Consider the following 19,492-nt stretch of genomic DNA (forward strand, 5'->3'; position numbering starts at 1 on the left):
TGGCGCATGGGATACGACGGCGCATGGATCCGGCTATCCAAACGAGCGCGCCGACTACAACCGTTCTGCACCGACTGCGGAGCCACCGACGACCTGACCGTCGACCACTCCCCCGAAGCCTGGCAACGACGAGACGCCGGCCTCCCGATCCGCCTCGTCGACGTCGACGTCGTCTGCCGATCTTGCAACGCCAAACGAGGACCAGCCCGAACCCTGGGGACACACCCCCCAACCGGGACAACAAGAGTCCGCCGACAGGCGCGAGCACCGTTACTCACCCAGCAGCGAGCCGGCGAAAACCAGCCAGGATCCACCGGCAACCCATCCCCACCCGAAGCAATCAAGGAAGACGGCCTTGCCTCCCTGCCGCACACTCACTACCGCCCATCGAGTCGCTTGGATGGTGCTTCCGATCGCGATCATCAGAGATCCGTACGTGACAAGTACCCACATATGGGAAGCCTCGCATGAAGGCCGGCCCAAAAGCCGCGGTCAATCCCGATCCGCTGCCGTTCCGTCCTCGCTCGACCGTGGAGTCCGAACGCTTCGCCGCGTTCGCCGAGAAGTTCCTGCGGATCCCCAAAGGCACTGATGCACGGGGCAAGCTGCGGCTGCGCGACTGGCAGATGGACATTGCCCGCGACGTCCTAGACTCCGGTGCCCGCACCGTGGGCCTGATGCTTCCCAGAGGATCCGGCAAGACCACGCTGAATGCCGCGATCGCCCTCTATGCGTTCTACTGCTGGGGAGATGGTGCCAACGTCGTCGTGTTCGCCGTCGACGAACGACAGGCCGGTCTCGCGTTCTCCGCTGCCCGGCGCATGGTCGAACTGTCCGAGGACCTGACCGAACGCACCCAGGTATTCAGGGACCGGCTCTACCTGCCGACCACCGATTCCAGCTTCCAGGTCATGCCCGCTTCGCCGGCCTCCGCCGAGGGTCTGGACTACGTCCTTGCGATCGTCGACGAAGCCGGCGTCGTCAACCGGGACCTGTTCGAGGTCGTGCAACTGGCACAGGGCAAACGGGAACGGTCCGTCCTGGTCGCGATCGGCACCCCTGGCCCGAACCTTGCCGATCAGGTCCTGTTGTCGCTGCGCGACTACGCCGCCGCCCACCCCGAGGATGAATCGCTGCGCTGGCGGGAATGGTCCGCGGCCGGCTTCGAGGACCACCCGGTCGACTGTGAGCACTGCTGGACGATCAGCAACCCGGCCCTGGGCGACTTCCTGCACCGCGACGCCATGACCGCGTTACTGCCACCCAAGACCCGCGAAGCAACGTTCCGACGCGCCCGCCTGTGCCAACTGCCACCAGAGGACTCCGGGACGTTCCTGCCTCCTGGCTGCTGGGACGCCGCCAGCACGGGTGAGCCGATCCCCGAGGGTGCCTCGGTCGTGGTCGCCCTCGACGGGTCCTTCTCCGACGACTCGACCGCCCTGGTCGCTGCGACCGTGTCCACCGAACCTCACTTCGACGTCCTGCGGGTCTGGGAGAAAACGGCCGACGAGTCCTGGCGGGTGCCGATCGTCGAGGTAGAGGACGAGATCCGCCTGGCCTGTCGCCGGTTTGACGTCGTCGAGGTCGTGGCCGACCCGTTCCGCTTCGCCCGGTCCTTGCAGATCCTGGAATCGGAGCGGATCCCGGTCGTGGAGTTCCCCTGGTCGCCGCCGCGCGTGACCGCCGCAACCGGAGACTTCTACGCCGCCGCGGTCGCCGGCAAACTCACCCACTCCGGTAACCCGGTCCTGGCCGCACACATCGCGGCCGCCGTACTGCGCGAGGACTCCCGAGGGGTCCGGATCGACAAGGCCAGCCGATCCCGCAACGCCCGCAAGATCGACTGCGCTGCGGCCGCACTCATGGCCCACTCCCGCGCCGTGTGGCGCGCCCGTAAACCCACCCGCCGCCGTGTCGCGGCATTCAAGAGATGAGAGAGAACCACATGACCACCACTGACCTGATCAAAGCCCTGTCCGACCGCCTGGACAACGCACAAGCCCGCATCGGGCTACTGGACGCCTACTACGACGGCAACCAGCCGCTTGCGTTCCTGGCACCCGACGCCCGGGAGGCCCTCGGTGACCGCTTCGGGCGCATGTCCAGCAACATCCCCCGCCTGGCCGTGACCTCCCTGGCCGAACGGCTGCGCGTCACCGGCTTCACCCGCGACGGGCAACCCGACCCCGCCCTGTGGGCCGCATGGCTGCGCAACGACCTGGACCAGCTTGCCCCCGTCGCGCACCGAGAAGCCCTGACCCTGGGACGCTCCTACGCCCTGGTCTGGGCCGACCCCGACGGGCGACCCCGCGTCAGCATCGAATCGGCGCGGCAGGTCACCACCATCACCGACCCCGCCACCCGCGCCGTCGTCGCCGCGTTCAAGCGTTGGGTCGACCCGGCCGCCCGGAAGGGGTACGCCGTCCTGTACGAACCCGACCAGATCACCCGGTACGTCTCCGACGCCAACGTCGCCGACCCGGCCGCGCTGCCCGCGACGTCCTGGACCGCTACCGGCACCATCCGCAACCCGTTCGGTGTGGTGCCCATGGTCCCGATCGTCAACACCGACCGGATCCTCGACCTAGACGGCGCATCCGAACTGGACGACCTCATCCCCCTGGTCGACGGCCTCAACAAGGCCCTAGCCGACCTGCTGGTCACCTCCGAATACTTCGCCCGCCCCCGCCGCTGGGCCACCGGTCTCGAGCTCATCGAAACCGACGACGGGCAAGTCCAGAACCCGATCCCGGACGCCATGCGGATGATGGTCTCCGAATCCCCCGACACCAAGTTCGGGCAACTCGACGCCGCCGACCTCGCCAGCTACGAAGCCGCCGTCCGGGTCCTACTCGGACAGATCATGGCCGTGTCAGCCCTACCGGCACACTTCATCGGCATCACCAGCGCCAACCCCTCATCCGCCGACGCGCTACGCGCCGCCGAGGCATCGCTGGCCGCCCGCGCCGAAGCCCGACAGGCCACCTTCGGACGGTCCTGGGAAGCCGTGGGCCGCCTCGTGGTCGCCGCCTCGACCGGCACCGATCCGGCCGCCGTGGCCGTGTCCTGCCAATGGGCCGACCCCTCGACCCGGTCCGTGGCACAGGAAGCCGACGCCGTGGTCAAACTGTTCTCCGCGGGCCTCCTGCCAGCCTCGACCGCCCTGGCCAAACTTGGCTACTCCGACGACGAGATCGCCAGCATCCGTAGCGCACGCCGCGCCGAAGCCCTCGACAGCGCCGGCGTCGACCTCAAAGCCGTGGCCTCATGACCTACCGGGACCTACTGCGACGCATCGGCGACGACACCGCCGCCAACGTCACCGCGATCTACGACAGCTACACCGAGGGAGACCTCGACGACGACGAGACCGCCTCACTGATCGCCGGGACCATCGCCAACGCCAACGGATCCGCGGTCGCCCTGGCCGACGTGTCCCTCGCCGCGACCCTGACCCTGCAACTACGCCGCGCCGTGGCACCCCTCGGGCTGCTGCCGGCCGCCAGCGACACAGAACGGCTCTACAAAGCCGCCACCACACTCCTGACCTCCGAGGACACCACCACCGAGCGCGTGGCCCGCCTGGGACGCAGCGAACCCCTCGAAGCCGCCGCGACCGCCTACTCCGAGGGCATCGCCAAATCACCCGAGGTCACCGGCTGGACGCGGGACGTCAGCCCCGGCGCATGCCAGATCTGTCAAGACCTCGCCGGGACCGTGCTGCCCGACGACGTCGAGATGTACCACCACACCGGATGCACCTGCACCCCGGTGCCCGTCACCGAAAGGAACGAACAATGACCGACGACACCACCCAGACCCCCGACCCCGACGTCCAGGAACCCGCCGTCGACGTCGAAACCGACACGGCCACAACCGAACCGGACACCCAGGACACCACGACCGAGGACGAACCGGACACGTTCCCCCGCTCCTACGTCGAGAAGCTACGCAAGGAAGCTGGCGACGCCCGGGCCAAAGCAAAGGACCGCGACGACCTCGCCGGCCGGCTACACGTCGCCCTGGTCGCCAGCACCGGACGCCTGGCCGACCCGACCGACTTACCCTTCGACGAGGACCACCTGACCGACCCCGCCAACCTCGACGCCGCGATCGAGGACCTCCTGACCCGCAAGCCACACCTTGCCTCCCGGCGACCTGTGGGAAACATCGGTCAAGGTGTCGGAGCCCTGGACCAGACTGGTCCCAGCTTGGCCGGGATCCTCCGCGCCAACGCCCGCTAGAAAGGAACCCGTCACCATGGCAAACCGCGACTTCGAACAGTGGATCCAGCAGAAGGTAGACGCCTGGTGGGATCGCCTGTCCCCAGCTTCCCGAGGCACACTCGGCGCGGCCGTCGACGACGACAACCTGTCTCCGGAAGTGGTCTCGCTGCTGATCGAATCTCAGTGCCCCATCGGTCCGGTCGCCACCAAGTGGGAAGGCCAGGAGGACTACTCCTGGTCATGGTCTGACCGCATACAGGACTTCGTTACCAGCCAGACGAAGCCAGCCAAGAGCGCCTACGAGACGCACGGCCTAGAGGTTATTTGATACCCCCTTGGGGTATACTGACGGCACGGTCCTGGTGGCCGTGCCGTCAACGTTTGCGGGACTGGCTCCCGGCGTGAATCTCATTCCACGTCAAAGGAGTCCATCATGGTCAACAGCACCACCACCGCGGCCGAACTGACCGCCGAGCAAGTCCAGTCCATCCTCGTCCAGCCGCTCACCGACGCCAGCGTGTTCCTGGCCTCCGGCCCGAGGATCTTCGACACCAACGGCTCACAGGTCCGCATCCCCAAGCTGGGCGCAGCCACCAGTCCCGACTGGATTGGCGAGAACGAAGCGATCACCGAAGTCGACGCTGACTTCGACGAGATCACCCTCCTGCCCTCGACGATGAAGTCGGTCAAGGTCATCACCCGCTACAGCAACGAACTGGCCCGCCAGTCCATCGTTGCCCTGGACGCCACCTTGCGGGACCGCCTCGTGACCGACGTCGCCAACAAGCTCGACGTCCAGTTCCTGTCGGCCTCCGGTGACGGCACCACCACACCGAAAGGCCTGTTCGCCTGGGCCGGTACGCAGAACGTCGCCGTAGCCGGCGCACTGACCCTGGACGCCCTGATCGACGCCTGGGGCCTGGCCCTGTCCGGCAACGTGAACATGTCCTCGCTGCGCTGGCTGATGAAGCCGCGGGAGTTCGTCAAGCTGCGCAAGCTCAAGGACGGCCAGAACCGTTACCAGTTGACCCCGGACCCGACCCAGGACGGCGTGTTCCGCCTGTTCGGTGCCCCGGTCACGGTCACCAACCGGATCCCGGACACCACGGGCGGAGGCCCGACCGCACGGGCCGCCCTGGTGGACTTCTCCCAGATCGCCGTTGCCCGCGACCTCGCCCCCTCGGTCAAGGTGCTCACCGAGCGTTACGCCGACTACGACCAGCAAGCGATCCGAGTCGTGGCCCGCTACGACGCCGCACCGATGAACCCGGCCGCGGTCGTGACCCTGTCCGGTATCACGATCTGATGAGCGCCACCGCTTGGGACGTCGCCGCCTTCACCGGCGGTGACGTCTCATCGGCCGGCTGGACCGCCAAAGCCGAAGCCACCATCGCGATCGTGGAGCAGATGGTCCGCGCCTACACCCGTGGTCAAGGCTTCGACGAGACAGGCGACGCCAACGACGCGCTAACCGCCGTCATTGTGTCCAGCACAGCGCGCCTCATGGCTAACCCCGAAGGCACCAAGACCCAGACCGCCGGCACCTTCTCGGTCTCCTACGGAACCTTCAACGGCTGGACCCTGCCCGAACTGGCGATCCTGAACCAGTACCGGCGAAGGGCCGCATAGACCCGGCGTCAACGTCACCCGGCCGCCAGTCGTGCTCAGATCTCCCGGCGGCACGGGATCGATGGTCTGGACCCTCCTAGGTGCCTACTCACCTTCCAGACCAGCGCCGAAACCCCTCGACCCCCCGGAAGTTACGTTCCTTTCGACCGGGGGGTCGAGGCACGTCTAGACGCTTCGGTTACCTATGCAGTCCGCAGACAGTCCGCAAGAACTCCGAAAACCGAGCCATTTGGGCCACTCTCGCCAACACTCACCAACCGAGCCAACAGACACGTTTGCCCAGGTCAGAACGTGTTACGGCAGGTCAGTGCCATATAGGGAAGGATGAGCTGGCCGGTACGCCGGGTTCTGTCGCCACCGCCAGCGAACTGACGACGGCGGGCGACCATCCATCTCGGGTGACTGTTGCCAGCCACCTCTAGCGGTCTACCCGCGTGCTCGGGCGAGCAGCCCTCAAGCGCACGCTGTCTGACCTTGCTCCCGGTGGGGTTTACCGAGCCGGCGCAGTCACCTGCACCGCTGGTGGTCTCTTACACCACCGTTTCACCCTTACCTGCCGCACGCAGCAGGCGGTCTGTTTTCTGTGGCACTGTCCCGCGGGTCACCCCGGGTGGCCGTTAGCCACCACCGTGCTCTGTGGAGCCCGGACGTTCCTCGGCGAGAACGTGTCTCGACGCGGCCGCCTGGCCAGCTCATCCGGGTCAGAGTCTACCGGCGCCGGACCAGGTGATCAGACCAGCGCGAATTCCAGCATCCGCGTCGACAGGTCCGACGTAACGACCCGTACCTGCACCGAATCCCCCGGCGCCGCATCACCCGAGAGCGTCGCGATGACCGGGCGATCGGTCAACTGCACCTCGATGCCCGATTTGGGTTTGGAGACCACCGTCGCATCGAACGTATCGCCCACGTGGTGCGACATCACCGCCACCTCGACGGCGTCGGTGCACATCCGGTCCACCTTGTGCGCCAGTTGGTCACCGGAGGCCATAATCTTGGGCAGGTCCGGCAGTGACTGCCGCGCCCAGTCCGGCACCGGTTGCCCGGCACAGATCCGTTCGCAGATGACCAGCCCGAAGCGATCAACGAGTCGGCGCAGCGGAGCCGTGACATGTGCGTACGGCGCCCCCACCGCCGCCTGCATCGTCTGGTCGGGCACGGAGCCGTCAAACACGGTGTAGCCCGCACCGCGGAAGAGGCTGCCCGCGGCGTACATCAGAGCCAGGTGGTGCGGATCGTCACGGTCCAACGTGCGCAGGAACTCGCCGTACGCCAAGCCCTTGGGCCAGGTCACCCCCAGCGCCCTGGCCTGACCCCGGAAGCGGTCCACCGCGAACTGGGGTGCCTCCGGCATGGTCCGCAGAATGCCGACCTTGGCCTCCAGCATGATCGAGGCCGCAGCCATCCCGGTCAGCAGCGAGATCTGGGAGTTCCAGTCCTCGGACGTCACCGGCGGACGCAGCCTCAGGTGGTAGTCGCCGTTGTCGTCGCGTTCGACCTCCTGGGCGGGGATCGGCAGGTCGGCGCCGCCACGCTCGCGCTCCAGAGCGATCCGCAACTCGCCGATCGTCTTCAGCAGCGCCAAACCATCGGGCGCGCTGCCGTCATCGATCGACGCCTGCACACCCTCGTAGTCCAGACGCGCCACCGAGCGCACTCTCGCCAGGTATACCTCCGCGCTGGTCTGCTTGCCTGCAGCATCGAGCCGGACGTCCCAGACGAAGGCGCCGCGCTCCTGATCGGGCAGCAGGCTGCCCTTGTCCTCGCTGATCACCGGCGGGTGCAACGGCACGCGCTGGTCGGGGAAGTACAGCGTCTGTGTCCGCTCGCGGGTGACCCGGTCCAGCGCACCGCCGGGGGCGACGAACGCGGGCACGTCGGCAATCGCGTACCGCACCCGGTAGCCATCGCCGTCGCGCTCCAGGAACATCGCCTGGTCCAGATCCGTGGACCCCGGCGGGTCGATGGTGAAGAACGGCACCGCGGTCTCGTCCCGGTCGGGCAGTTGCACCGACGCGGCCGCCTGCTGCGCCTCCGCCAGGGCATCCGCCGGATAGTCCGTGGAGACCTCGACCGAGGCACGGATCGCTGCGAACGCCTCGTCGAGAGGCGCTCCGGGCTGTGGATCTTCGTTGACGATGCGGGCCAGCACGCAGTCACCCTATCCAGCGCCGCGCCCGAGCGAGCGTTAGTCTGCGGCGGTGCTCATCCTGTTGCCGCCGTCGGAGGGCAAGTCCACCCGGACCCGTGGGCGGCCGATGGCGATGGACGGGTTGAGTTCGCCCCAGCTGAATCCGTTGCGCGAGCGCGTGATCGACACCCTCGCCCGGGTCAGCGCACAGCCCGATGCGGCCGCCGTCCTGAAAGTCAGTGCCAACCTCACCGACGAGATCGCCCGCAACACCCGCGTGCTCACCGCCCCCGCGCTGCCTGCCGGTGACTTGTATTCCGGGGTCCTCTACGACGCCCTGGACCTGAGCTCGCTCGAGACTGCCGCCCGCCGCCGGGCCAACCGCTGGGTCGCCGTGCAATCGGCGTTGTACGGCGTGTTGCGGCTGACCGATCGCGTCGCCCCCTACCGGCTCTCGATGGGGGTCAACCTGCCCGGCCTCGGGCCGCTGGGCGGTTTCTGGCGACCCGCGCTGAACGAGGTGATGCCGGACCTTGCTCGCGGCGTGATCGTCGACTGCCGATCCAGCACGTACGCCGCGGCCTGGACTCCCGCCGGCGCTCTCGCCGACCGCTGGGTGCAGGTGAACGTCGTCGGAGCAACGCACATGGCCAAGCACACCCGCGGGCTGGTCAGCCGGCACTTATGCACCGTCGGTAGCGATGCGAAGACGCCCCAGGCCCTGCACGAGGTGGTGTCGGAGGCGTTCGCCGCGAGTCTCACGCCGCCGGCACGCACCGGCCAGCCCTGGCGCTTGACCGTGCAGTACGAGTAGCGCACGCGGCCTCCTGATAGAACCGGTATATGAGCGACGAGGGTGTCACCGGCGGTAGCAGCGTGGTGTTGGTGCACGGCATCGGCGAGTCCGGCTCCACCGCGCAGCAACTGGCTCAGCTGTGGCTTCCTGCGCTACAGACCGGGCTCAGGGCGGCCGGCGCCGGCGAGCTGGCCGACCAGTTCACGGTGGGTCCCGGTAGTCGTGGCGTTCAGATGGCCTACTACGCAGACGTTTTCGCGCCCTATGAGTCGGCGCACGCGATGGCCCTTGCCACCGACCCCGACCTGACCGAACCCGTCGCGCAACTGACCCAGCAGTGGTTGGAGACAGCCGCCGAACGATCGAGCAACCCGGACGACCGGGAGACGGCCGAAGACGCGCTGGCCTTCGGCGCGACCGAGGAATCCCTCTGGGACAGGCTGCGCATCCTCAGCGATGCGCTCAACAACCTGCACTTCTTCCGGCCCGGCGTAGTGGACGCGGCCAGCTTCGTGGATCACGCGCTACGCGAGGCAGCGCTCTACAGCGCCAACGCGCAGGTCAAAACCGCTGTGCAACAACGGGTCCGGGCTGCGATCGGACCACTCACCAAGGTCGTGGTGGCCCATTCGCTGGGCTCCGTGGCGGCCTATGAAGTACTGCACGAGATCGACCAACCGGTCGCGTTGCTGACCCTGGGCTCACCGCTCGGGATGTCGACGGTGTTCTACGAACGGCTGACGGTCCAGCCGCCGCACGTTCCGGCAACGGTGACGGCCTGGACCAACCTGGCCGATCCCGATGATCTGATCGCCACGCGCCTCGACCTCGCACCGTACTTCGCCGGCACCAACGTGACGTGTGTGAGCCACCAGGTCGACAACGGCCTCGATCCGCACGATCCGGTCGGCTACCTGCAGCACAGTGAAGCCGGTCGGGCCATCGCCAGCAGCGTCAGCTAGCCCTGCGTCGCCACTTTGAGGGCGCCGGTCAGATCCGCCACCAGGTCGTCGGCGTCCTCCAGGCCGACCGAGATGCGTAGCACACCATCGGTGATGCCGACCTTGAGCCGGTCCTCCTCCGCCAACCGTCGGTGCGTCGTCGTCGCCGGGTGGGTGATCAACGACTTGGAATCGCCCAGGTTGTTCGAGATGTCCACGATCGCAAGGGCATTCATCAGTGCGAACGCCTCATCCTTACCGCCGTCGAGCTCGAACGTCACCACGGTGCCGCCGCCGAGCATCTGCTTCTGCGCCAGGTCGTACTGCGGGTGTGAGGCGAGGAAGGGGTACCAGACCCGACGGATAGCCGGGTGCGCCTCCAGGGCCTGCGCCACGGCGTACGCCGATCGGGCCTGTTGCTCGACGCGCAACCGCAGCGTCTCCAACCCCTTGACCAACACCCAGGCGTTGAAGGCCGACAGCGTCGGCCCGGTGTGCCGGATGAGGTTCTCGACCGGTCCGTGGATGTAGTCCTCCGGCCCCAGGATCGCCCCGCCGAGCACGCGGCCCTGGCCGTCGATGTGCTTGGTGGCGGAGTAGACCACGATGTCCGCGCCGTGCTCCAACGGCCGCGACATCACCGGGGTGCCGAAGACGTTGTCGACGACGACCTTCGCGCCCACCGCGTGGGCGAGCGCGCTGACCGCCTCGATGTCGACCAGCTCCTGCATCGGGTTGGACGGCGTCTCGAAGAACACGGCGGCAGTGGGCTCGGACAGCGCCGCCTCCCACTGGGTCAGATCCGCGCCGTCGACCAGCACGGTCTGCACACCCCAGCGCGGCAGGATCTCATCGACGATCACGAAGCACGACCCGAACAGCGCGCGGGAGGCGACCAGCCGGTCACCGGCACCGACCAGCGCGGCGAGTGCCGTGAACACGGCGCCCATCCCGGACGCGGTCGCGTAGCACGCCTCGGCGCCTTCCAGCAGCCGCAACCGCTCCTCGAAGACGGCGACTGTCGGATTGCCGTAGCGGCTGTAGACGAACCGATCGACGTCACCCTTGAACGCCGCCTCGGCATCCTCGGCCGACTCGTACACGTAGCCCGAGGTCAGGTAGAGCGCTTCGGCCGTCTCCTCAAAACCGCTGCGCACCAAGCCTCCTCGGACACTGACGGTGTCGCGGCCCCAATCCTCTACTGGCGCCACGGCAGACCCGCCAGCTTCCAGCCGTTCACGTTGCGGTGACCGTCGTCATCGAGACCGCCCTCGAAGCCCTCGACGATGTTGAAGCTGTTCGGCAGCCCGGCCGCGGTCAGCGCTTCAGCGGCAGCGACGGAACGCACGCCCGAGCGGCACAGCAACAGCAGGGGGCCGCCGTCGGGGGTCGCCGCTCGGACCTGCTCGACGAAGTCCGGGTTGACCGCACCGTCGGGATAGTTCAGCCATTCCACGGTGACGACCTGTTTGCCGATCCCGGACAGGTCCGGCAGACCGACATAGGTCCACTCGGCCTGGGTGCGCACGTCGACCAACGTGGCGTTCGGTTCTTCCTGCAGCAGGGTGTACGCCTCGGCGGGCGTCACGTCCCCGGCGTACGTCGGCGCGTGCTCAGTCATGGAAAAACTCTCCCACAACGGGCGGGATTGCCTACAGGTGGTGTTGGTCGTTGAGACGTTCGATCGTCACAGCTCCGGTGAAGACGTCGACGACGGTGAACGACGCCGGCCCGCAACCGAGCCGCCACCCGGTGGCCATATCCAGGTCCAGCACGTGGGCGAGCACCGCCATGATCGGCTTGCGATGGGTGGCGACCACGACCGTCTGCCCCTCCTCCACCTCGGCCAGCAATCGCTGGTAGGCCGCCAGGACCCGGGCGATGAAGTCCCGATGGCTCTCGCCACCGGGCGCGCAGAAGTCCGGGTCCGATCGCAGGGAGGTCAAACCGTCGGGTGCCAGGTCGCGAATCCGACTGAAGGACAAGCCATCCCACGCACCAAAGGACTGTTCGTCCCAGTCCGCGTCCACCCTTGCAGGTACGCCGAGTGCCTGGGCCACAGCCCCACCCGTGGCTTTCGCCCGGGACAGGGATGAGGTCACGACGTACGGGACATCGCCCAGGATCTGCTCCCGCACGCCCTGTGCGGCAGCAAACGCCTGGCGCTGGCCTTCGGGGTTGAGTTCGGGATCGATACCGCCGCGTCCGTCGAGACGGCCCTGCACGGTCAGGTCGGTCACACCGTGCCGCAGCAGGACGATCCGCCGCGGGGTGGGCGGCGTGCGGGCCGGCACGACCACCGGCGGCTCGGGGACCGCTCGCTCGCCGTCCTCGTCCGGCATCAGCAGGCTCATCTGCTCGCCGGCAGGCGCGGACCGCCAGTAGTCCGAGGTGATGACCTCGCCGTCCATACCGTCGTTGGACAGTTTGTCGGCCCGCTTGTTGCGCTCCCGCGGGATCCAGGTCCACGTGACATCGCCACCGGATTCGCGGATCCGACGGACCAGGTCCTGGGCCTGCAGAGCCAGCCGGCGCATGTCTTCGTGCTTGATCTTCCAGCGGCCGGCCATCTGCTCGATGACCAGTTTGGAGTCCATGGCGACGTCGATCCGGGCAGCCGGGTCGATCTCCATGGCGGCCTCGAGTCCGGCGATCAGTCCGCTGTACTCGGCCACGTTGTTGCTGGCCTTTCCCAGGGGTGCCGCCCGTTCGGCCAACGTCTCACCGGTCACCGCGTCGAACACCGCAGCGCCGTACCCCGCGACACCCGGGTTGCCCCGCGATCCGCCGTCCGCTTCCAGACGAAGCGCCCTACCTCCAGACCCCGTCCGGTCGGCGCTCATAGCCCGGATTCAGCCGTGCGCACCAGGATCCGGCCGCACTCCTCGCAGCGCAGCACCTCATCCTCCGCGGCCGCCTTGATCCGCACCAACTCACTGGCGTTGAGTTCCAGACCGCAGCCGGTGCACCGCTTGGCCACCAGCGCCGCGGCGCCGCTGCCGCGCTGGTCACGCAACCGTTCGTAGAGAGCCAGCAGGTCGGCGCCCACCCCGGCCGCGATGTTGGCCCGCTCCCCCTGTGCGCCCTCCTGCTCGGCGGTGATCGCAGCAAGCTCCTGGTCGCGGGCGGCGGTGAGTTCGGTTATACGCGTGTCGAATTGGGCGACTGCCGCCGTGTGCCGGTCCAGGTCCGTGCGCAGCGATTCGACCTGCTCCATCAACTCCAGCTCGACGTCCTCCAGCTCGCTCTGCCGGCGGGCCAATGTCTCGAGTTCGTGTTGCAATCCCTGCAGGTCCTTGGCCGAACCGGTGCCGGCCGCCAGGCGCTCCTGGTCGCGGGCCGTTCGCACCCGGACCTGGTCCACGTCGGTCTCGGCCTTGGCCACCGCTCGCTCGGCGTCGCTGACCGCGACCCGGGCGAGCACCTCGTCCTCCGCGGCGCGGTCCCGCTGCTCGGATACGGCTGCGAGTTCGGCGATCTGCGGCAGGTTGCGAGCGCGGTGGGCCAACTGGGCCAGGCGCGTGTCGAGTTGCTGCAAGTCCAGTAGCCGCCACTGCCGGGTCAGCTCTGCCTTCACTGCGACTCCTTATCCTGCGGGTCCTGCCCGACGTCGTCCGGGCGCTGCCCGACCAGGAAGTCCCACGGATCGGTGCGCAGCGCGCTCACGGAAGTCTCTACGGTAATGCCCCGCTGCTCCAACACCGCGGTCAGTCGGGCCGCTGCGGGCGCGAGCCAGAGCGACTCGGTGGCGAAATGCCCCGCATCAATGAGGTACGGCGTGCCTCCCCTGGCCTCCTGCCTCGCCTCCAGTGCGGGGTGATGGCGTAGATCCGCGGTCACGTAGACGTCTGCCGCACAGGCTCTTACCTGATCGAAGCGGTCGTCTCCGGCGCCGCCCAGGACGGCCACTCGGCGTACCTGAGCCTCGGCAGGGCCAGCCACCCGCAGACCGACGGGCGTCGGTGGAAGGGCCGACGCCAGCCGGATCGCGAACTCGCGCAACGGGATCGGTGCAGGCAGGTCGCCCACCAAGCCGAGTTCTTGGTCACCCTCACGGGACAGCGCGCTGACGGCAGTCAGCCCACATGCTGCTGCGAGCGCGTCGTTGACTCCCGGGCGGGCGACGTCGGCGTTCGTGTGCGCGCAGTAGAGCGCCACGTCAGCCACGATCAATGCGGTGAGCGCTGCCCCTTTGGCGTGCGTGGTCGCGACGGAGTGCACCCCACGCAGCAACAACGGATGGTGGGTGACTAGCAGATCGACGCCGTCGTCGCGGGCGGCCTCGATGACCTCCAGGGTCGGGTCGACCGCGAACCGCACGTGCCCGACGGTCTGCGACAGGTCACCGGAGACCAGTCCCACCTGGTCCCACGAAGCAGCCGTCGCCGGTGGGTAGAGCTCGTCGAGCACCTGCACGACGTCAGCAAGGGTGGCCACCGCCTCACCCTTGCACAGCGCGCGGCCCGGTCAGTCCGGAGCGCCGAAGTTGGCCGTGTCCGGGTGGGCTCCGAACCGCTGACCGTCGTCCAGGCCGTCGATCTTGGCCAGATCGTCGGCGTCCAGCTCGAAGTCGAAGACGTCGATGTTGGCTGCGATCCGCTCCTCGTGCACCGACTTGGGGATCACGATCAGCCCCTGCTGCAGGTGCCAGCGGATCAGCACCTGGGCCGGAGACTTCCCGTACCGCTCGCCAACGGCGGTGATCACCGGGTCGCTCAGCAAAGAACTGGCCTTACCCTTGCGCGGCGATCCGCCCAGCGGGCTCCAGGATTCCACCGCGATGCCGTGCTGCGTGGCGTAGTCGCGGATCTCGTGCTGCGGCAGGTGCGGATGCAGTTCGACCTGGTCCACGGCGGGTACGACATCGGTGTGCTCGAGCAGTTCGGCGAGGTGGTGCGGCTCGAAGTTGCACACCCCGATCGAGCGAGCGCGCTCCGAGGCCTGGATATCCACGAGGGCGTCCCACGTGCGGTGCCGCCGCTCAGCGTCCTGCAGCGGCCAGTGGATGAGGTAGAGATCGACGTAGTCCAGGCCGAGTTTGTCCAGACTGGCAGAGAAGGCGGGGAAGGTCTGCTCGTACCCGTGATCAGCGTTCCAAAGTTTCGTCGTCAAGAAATATTCGTCGCGGTCCACGCCGCTGGACGCGAGCCCGCGGCCGACCGCTTCCTCGTTGCCGTAGGCAGCAGCGGTGTCGACATGGCGATAGCCGGCCTCCAGGGCGTACTTCACCGCACGTTCGCATTCGGCGTCCTCTGCCTGCCACACACCCAGGCCGAGTTGCGGGATCACACCACCGGAGTTGAGCTGGATTCCAGGGACCTTCGTTGAGGTTTCAGTCACCCGAGAACCGTACGTCGATCGCGCCGGATCCGATCCCGTCCACTACCGCCCTGGGTAGGTGACGCATCCGCGGCCGCACCTCTCGACGCACCTACCTACCCTTAGGTAGGTTGACGTGACGCGCATCACATTCCCCCGCGCGTCGGTCGAACAAAGGAGTTACTGGTGAAGTACGTGCGCACTGGCGTCGCTGTTGCCGCCACCATCGGGGCGTTCGCCGCCGCGGCCACCCCGGCACAAGCCCTGACCAATCCCATCCCGAGAGTCCTGAAGTACGGCGCGCTCGGCCAGGACAACTCGTTCCCGGCGGCGCTGACCACCTCGATCGCCAACCCCACCAAGAACCCGGCCGGTGCCAACGACTGGTCGTGCAAGCCGAGCAAGAAGCACCCCAACCCGGTGGTGTTAGTGCACGGGACGTGGGAGAACGCCTACGACAACTGGAACGGTTTGTCCCCGATGATCAAGGCCGAGGGTTACTGCGTGTACGCCCTCAATTACGGCAACACCACCGGAATCGGCTTCCTCAACGGCACCGGCGACATGATCGCCTCGGCCAACGAGCTGACCCCGTTCGTGGAGAAGGTGCTGGCCCAGACCGGCGCCGCGAAGGTCGACCTGATCGGGCACAGCCAGGGTGGTGCTCTCATCCGCTACTACACCAACCTGCTGGGCGGCGCTGCCAAGGTCAACCAGGTCATCGCGCTGGCCCCGTCCAACCACCCGACCACCTTGTCCGGCATCACCGCCTTCGGCAAGACGATCGGCCTGTTCACCACCGCCATGAACCTGCTGGATGCGATCAAGATGCCGGCCGCCGTCCAGCAGGCCGACCAGAGCCCCGACCCGCAGGCGCCGTTCTACCAGCAGGTCAACGGCAACGGCGAGACCGTCCCCGGGATCAGGTACACCAACATCCTGACCAAGAACGACGAGGTCGTGACGCCCTACACCCAGGGCGCGATCACAGCTGGTCCGGGCGCGAGCGTGGACAACATCACGATCCAGAACGTCTGCAGCAACGACGGGTCCGAGCACCTGAGCCTGCCGTACTCCAAGAACGTCGCGCAGATCGTGCTGAACAAGCTGGACCCCAGCGACCAGCACGCGATCTTCTGCTACAGCCAGAGCGCGATCTTCGGCAATACCCAACTGATCGGCTGATCCGTCCGTCGAACGCTACCGGCGCCGCTGCCGCCCCACGGGCCGCGGCGGCGGTAGCGTTCGCGCTGTGAGCCTGCGCTACCAGTGGCACCTACCCAGTGCGCTCCTCAGCCCGGTGCGCGCCGTGCCGCTGGTTTTTGCCGCCTTCACCATGTTCGGGACGGTGCTGCTGCTCCTGCCCTGGTGTCACTCGCCGGGAGCCGACGTCACCTTCATGCAGGCGTTCTTCACCGCCACCTCGGCGGTCACCGTGACCGGGCTGGCGACGGTCGACATCGGCAGTCACTTCTCCTGGCCGGGCCAACTGGTCATCCTGCTACTGGCCGAGTTCGGCGGTATCGGCATCATCCTGGTCGCGACCACCTTGGGTGTCCTGGCCGGCGGCCGCATCGGCCTGCGGATGAAACTGGCCAGCCAGACCGACCTGCACGTGCCCGGGCTCGGAGAGGTGGGGCCGCTGTTCCGCCGGATCCTGCTGACCACGCTGTTCTTCCAGGGCGTGACGGCGATCATCCTCATCACGCGCTACCGGATGACGTACTTCAACAGCATCGGCGCGTCGGCCTGGCACGGGATCTTCGACGCCGTCATGGCGTTCAATAACGCCGGTCTCAGCCTGCGCTCCAACGGTCTGGCCGCCTACGCCGCGGATCCGATCGTGGTGCTGACGATCACTATCGCGGTGATGTTCGGCACCGTCGGCTGGCCGGTACTGGCAGAACTGCGACGCAACTGGCGCCGGCCGGCGACCTGGACGATCCACACCCGCCTGACCGTGTGGGGCAGTCTGCTGCTGGTGGCCGTCGGCTGGGTGGCCTTCCTGGGTTTCGAGTGGACCAACGCGGGCACGATCGGCACCCAGTCGCTACCCCACAAGATCATGACCGGGTTGGAGGGCAGTGTGATGCCCCGGTCCGGTGGCCTCGCGACCTTCAACTGGGACCACGTCCGCCCCGAGACCATGCTGGTGACCGTCGTGATGATGCTGATCGGTGGCGGGTCCGCGAGTACGGCCGGCGGTATCAAGGTCACCACCTTCTTCCTGCTGGCCTACGTGGTGCTGGCCGAGGTCCGCGGTGACGAACAGGTACGCATCGGGCGCCGTGCAATCAGCGCCCGCACTGTGCGGACGGCACTGTCGATCGCCCTGATCGGGGTCGCGCTGGCGGCCGGAGGCACCCTGGCCCTGCTGATGATGTCTGACGCGAGCCTGGCGGAGGCCGCGTTCGAGGCCACCTCCGCGTTCGGCACGACGGGCTTGTCCACCGGGATCACCCCATTCCTGGGCGTGCCTGCGCAATTGGTCCTCATCGCCTTGATGTTCGTCGGTCGTGTGGGCACGATTACCGCAGCCTCCGCCTTCGCGATGCGCCGCCGCCAGTCCCGCTACCGGTTGCCCGACGAGCAGCCCATCATCGGCTAGGAGATACCGTGCCCAACCCAACCCTTGGTCCCGTTCTGGTCATCGGCCTCGGCCGGTTCGGCTACTCCGTGGCGCGCTCGCTGACCTCGATGGGACACGAGATCCTGGCCGTCGACAGCGATCCCGTGGTGGTGCAGCGGTACGCCAACGAGTTCACCCAATGCCTCGCACTGGACTCGACCGACACCGAGGCTCTTCAGCAGATCGGCGCCGCTGACTTCAGCCGGGTTGTCGTCGGCATCGGCAGCGACCTCGAGGCGAGCGTGCTGACCGTGTTGAGCCTGGCCGAGCTCGGGATCACGGAGATCTGGGCAAAGGCAGTCAGCCGCAAGCACAGCAGCATCCTGGAACGCGTCGGTGCGCACTACGTTGTGCGTCCCGAGTCCGACATGGGCGAGCGCGTCGCCCACAAACTCACCGGCGCCATGATCGACTTCATGCAGTTCGACGACGACTTCGCAATCGCCCGCACCCGCGCGGTCCCGCGCATCACCGGGCGGCAGCTGGGTGAGTTCGACACGCAGAGCAAGTACGGCGTGACGGTGCTGGGCGTCAAACGCGCCGACGCTGCGTTCGAGCAGGCGAGTCCGCAGACCACGATCGAGCCGACCGACGAATTGATCGTGTCCGGACCCAAGAGTGGTGTGGAGTCCTTCTGCGGACTCCTGCAGTCCTAGGTGATGATGACCTCGTGAGTTCACCGACCGGTCCATCCGATCCGAAAGATCCGTGGGCGTACGACCCTTCGGCGACGCAAGCAGTGCCGGCCACCCCGCCCACTGCGCCGACCCCGACAGCGCCGCCATCGCCGTACCCAAACTCGTCGTATCCGAATGCGGCGTATCCCAACCCATGGGACCAGTACCAGCAGCCACCGCAGTACGGCCAGTACGGCCAGTACGGCCAGTACGCCGGACAGTACGGGCCGGCGTACAACCCCTACCCGGTCGGAGGGCCCTACCAGCCGGGTGTCGTCGCGACCACGAACGGCAAGGCCACCGCGTCCCTGATCTGCGCCATCGCCAGTGTGTTCTGCTTCGGGCCGTTCCTCTCGGTGCCGGCGATCATTCTGGGCTTCCTGGCCCGTCGCGAGATCGAGCGCACGGGCAACCAGCAGGCGGGATCGGGGCAGGCATTGGCCGGCATCATCATCGGCATCATCGTGACGGTGCTCTCGGTGCTCGTCGTCGTCGGGATGATCGCGCTGTTCAGCACCGGAAACCTGGACAGCAACTACGGCGACACCGGAACCTTCTGAGCCCGATATGACCGACCGTTTGGAAGTCACCCGGACCATCCCGGCCACTGCGCCGGAGATCTTCGCGGTGCTCACCGATCCCCAGGGCCACGTCGCCATCGACGCCTCCGGAATGCTGATGAGCGCCGACGGCGATCGGGTCACAGCCGTGGGCGACGAGTTCACGGTGCACATGGACCGCGAATCGCTGGGCGATCTGCCGATGGGCGAGTACGACGTGACCGTCACCATCTCGCAGTTCGTCCCGGATGAGTTGATCGCGTGGACGATCCTGGGCACCGTCCGCCCACCGATCGGGCACGAATACGGCTATTCGCTGGAGCCGCAGGGCGATTCGACCCTCGTCACATCGTTCTATGACTGGTCCGAGATCGCCCCGTCCTGGCGCGAGTCCGGCATCTTCCCGGTGATCTCCGAAGCAAACCTGAAGGCGACCCTGGGGATTCTGGATCGAACCGTCCGCCGCGGATACCCCCACGCGACGCCTCGTTGAGGACAGGGTGGGCCCGGCCGGGTTCGAACCGACGACACCCGCGGTGTAAACGCGGTGCTCTACCAACTGAGCTACAGGCCCTGACGCGCCT

Annotated in this window: 20 protein-coding genes, 1 tRNA gene, 1 other RNA gene and 1 pseudogene; 14 read left to right on the forward strand and 9 right to left on the reverse strand. The window is 67.5% G+C overall.

Annotation, left to right across the window (positions count from 1 at the left end):
• Positions 1–467: 467 nt before the first annotated feature.
• The 7 genes and pseudogenes from AZH51_RS13710 (at position 468) to AZH51_RS13740 (ending at position 5,855) form a co-directional block, all read left to right on the forward strand.
• Positions 468–1,934: a terminase TerL endonuclease subunit gene (locus AZH51_RS13710; protein WP_291525228.1), complete on the forward strand. Its 1,467-nt coding sequence runs from the start codon at positions 468–470 to the stop codon at positions 1,932–1,934.
• 11 nt (positions 1,935–1,945) lie between these two features.
• On the forward strand, positions 1,946–3,271 hold the full coding sequence (locus tag AZH51_RS13715) for a phage portal protein (protein ID WP_291525230.1): 1,326 nt from the start codon (positions 1,946–1,948) through the stop codon (positions 3,269–3,271).
• Complete coding sequence (locus AZH51_RS13720) at positions 3,268–3,801, forward strand: hypothetical protein (RefSeq protein WP_291525232.1); 534 nt, start codon at positions 3,268–3,270, stop codon at positions 3,799–3,801. The genes AZH51_RS13715 and AZH51_RS13720 overlap by 4 nt, the downstream gene beginning before the upstream one ends.
• Entirely contained in the window at positions 3,798–4,244 is a 447-nt protein-coding gene (locus AZH51_RS13725) for a hypothetical protein (RefSeq protein WP_291525234.1), read from the forward strand. Before AZH51_RS13720 ends, AZH51_RS13725 begins: the two co-directional genes overlap by 4 nt.
• Before the next feature lie 16 nt (positions 4,245–4,260).
• On the forward strand, positions 4,261–4,554 hold the full coding sequence (locus AZH51_RS13730) for a hypothetical protein (protein WP_291525236.1): 294 nt from the start codon (positions 4,261–4,263) through the stop codon (positions 4,552–4,554).
• A gap of 99 nt (positions 4,555–4,653) precedes the next feature.
• Positions 4,654–5,532 (forward strand): annotated as a pseudogene (locus tag AZH51_RS13735) (phage major capsid protein); the annotation flags it as partial.
• Positions 5,532–5,855, forward strand: coding sequence for a hypothetical protein (locus AZH51_RS13740; protein ID WP_291525238.1), 324 nt, complete (start codon positions 5,532–5,534; stop codon positions 5,853–5,855). The pseudogene AZH51_RS13735 and the gene AZH51_RS13740, both read left to right, overlap by 1 nt.
• A gap of 321 nt (positions 5,856–6,176) precedes the next feature.
• Here AZH51_RS13740 and rnpB read toward each other — a convergent pair.
• Positions 6,177–6,550: RNase P RNA component class A (gene rnpB, locus AZH51_RS13745), an RNA gene on the reverse strand.
• A gap of 35 nt (positions 6,551–6,585) precedes the next feature.
• Complete coding sequence (locus AZH51_RS13750; protein ID WP_291525239.1) at positions 6,586–8,007, reverse strand: RNB domain-containing ribonuclease; 1,422 nt, start codon at positions 8,005–8,007, stop codon at positions 6,586–6,588.
• Positions 8,008–8,056: 49 nt separating this feature from the next.
• On the opposite strand from AZH51_RS13750, the gene AZH51_RS13755 reads away from it, so the two are divergent.
• Together AZH51_RS13755 and AZH51_RS13760 are read left to right on the forward strand one after the other, a co-directional pair.
• Positions 8,057–8,800: a peroxide stress protein YaaA gene (locus AZH51_RS13755; RefSeq protein WP_291525241.1), complete on the forward strand. Its 744-nt coding sequence runs from the start codon at positions 8,057–8,059 to the stop codon at positions 8,798–8,800.
• Between the two features lie 29 nt (positions 8,801–8,829).
• Positions 8,830–9,744, forward strand: coding sequence for a hypothetical protein (locus AZH51_RS13760; RefSeq protein WP_291525244.1), 915 nt, complete (start codon positions 8,830–8,832; stop codon positions 9,742–9,744).
• On the opposite strand, the gene AZH51_RS13765 is transcribed toward AZH51_RS13760, so the two are convergent.
• From AZH51_RS13765 to AZH51_RS13790, 6 genes are read right to left on the reverse strand one after another with little or no spacing between them, the layout of a single operon-like run.
• Complete coding sequence (locus tag AZH51_RS13765) at positions 9,741–10,934, reverse strand: O-succinylhomoserine sulfhydrylase (protein WP_291525245.1); 1,194 nt, start codon at positions 10,932–10,934, stop codon at positions 9,741–9,743. The genes AZH51_RS13760 and AZH51_RS13765 overlap by 4 nt on opposite strands.
• Positions 10,922–11,344 carry a rhodanese-like domain-containing protein gene (locus AZH51_RS13770; protein ID WP_291525247.1) on the reverse strand — a complete coding sequence of 141 codons (423 nt, stop codon included), beginning with the start codon at positions 11,342–11,344 and terminating at the stop codon, positions 10,922–10,924. Before AZH51_RS13770 ends, AZH51_RS13765 begins: the two co-directional genes overlap by 13 nt.
• Positions 11,345–11,375: 31 nt before the next feature.
• Positions 11,376–12,566, reverse strand: a complete 1,191-nt coding sequence (locus AZH51_RS13775) for a bifunctional RNase H/acid phosphatase (RefSeq protein ID WP_291525249.1) — start codon at positions 12,564–12,566, stop codon at positions 11,376–11,378.
• A complete protein-coding gene (locus AZH51_RS13780) occupies positions 12,563–13,300 on the reverse strand; it encodes a C4-type zinc ribbon domain-containing protein (protein WP_291525251.1) in 738 nt (245 codons plus the stop codon). Before AZH51_RS13780 ends, AZH51_RS13775 begins: the two co-directional genes overlap by 4 nt.
• Positions 13,297–14,160, reverse strand: a complete 864-nt coding sequence (locus tag AZH51_RS13785; protein ID WP_291525253.1) for a Nif3-like dinuclear metal center hexameric protein — start codon at positions 14,158–14,160, stop codon at positions 13,297–13,299. The genes AZH51_RS13780 and AZH51_RS13785 overlap by 4 nt, the downstream gene beginning before the upstream one ends.
• A gap of 30 nt (positions 14,161–14,190) precedes the next feature.
• Entirely contained in the window at positions 14,191–15,063 is an 873-nt protein-coding gene (locus AZH51_RS13790) for an aldo/keto reductase (RefSeq protein ID WP_291525255.1), read from the reverse strand.
• 165 nt (positions 15,064–15,228) lie between these two features.
• Here AZH51_RS13790 and AZH51_RS13795 point away from each other — a divergent pair, with 165 nt between their 5' ends.
• The 5 genes from AZH51_RS13795 (at position 15,229) to AZH51_RS13815 (ending at position 19,401) form a co-directional block, all read left to right on the forward strand.
• On the forward strand, positions 15,229–16,227 hold the full coding sequence (locus AZH51_RS13795; RefSeq protein ID WP_291525257.1) for an alpha/beta fold hydrolase: 999 nt from the start codon (positions 15,229–15,231) through the stop codon (positions 16,225–16,227).
• 67 nt (positions 16,228–16,294) lie between these two features.
• The gene (locus AZH51_RS13800) at positions 16,295–17,650 is read left to right on the forward strand and encodes a TrkH family potassium uptake protein (protein WP_291525259.1); all 1,356 of its coding nucleotides are present in this window, start codon (positions 16,295–16,297) and stop codon (positions 17,648–17,650) included.
• Positions 17,651–17,658: 8 nt separating this feature from the next.
• On the forward strand, positions 17,659–18,327 hold the full coding sequence (locus AZH51_RS13805) for a TrkA family potassium uptake protein (protein WP_291525261.1): 669 nt from the start codon (positions 17,659–17,661) through the stop codon (positions 18,325–18,327).
• A 14-nt stretch (positions 18,328–18,341) separates the two neighbouring features.
• Positions 18,342–18,908 (forward strand): DUF4190 domain-containing protein, encoded by a 567-nt coding sequence (locus AZH51_RS13810; protein WP_291525262.1) that lies wholly within the window; start codon positions 18,342–18,344, stop codon positions 18,906–18,908.
• 7 nt (positions 18,909–18,915) lie between these two features.
• Positions 18,916–19,401 carry a polyketide cyclase gene (locus AZH51_RS13815; protein WP_291525264.1) on the forward strand — a complete coding sequence of 162 codons (486 nt, stop codon included), beginning with the start codon at positions 18,916–18,918 and terminating at the stop codon, positions 19,399–19,401.
• 8 nt (positions 19,402–19,409) lie between these two features.
• Here the strand turns inward: AZH51_RS13815 and AZH51_RS13820 are convergent.
• Positions 19,410–19,482: transfer RNA gene (locus AZH51_RS13820), tRNA-Val, on the reverse strand.
• Positions 19,483–19,492 lie beyond the last annotated feature (10 nt).

This window comes from Branchiibius sp. NY16-3462-2, from assembly GCF_001594145.1.
In the GTDB taxonomy this organism is placed as follows: Bacteria; Actinomycetota; Actinomycetes; order Actinomycetales; family Dermatophilaceae; genus Branchiibius.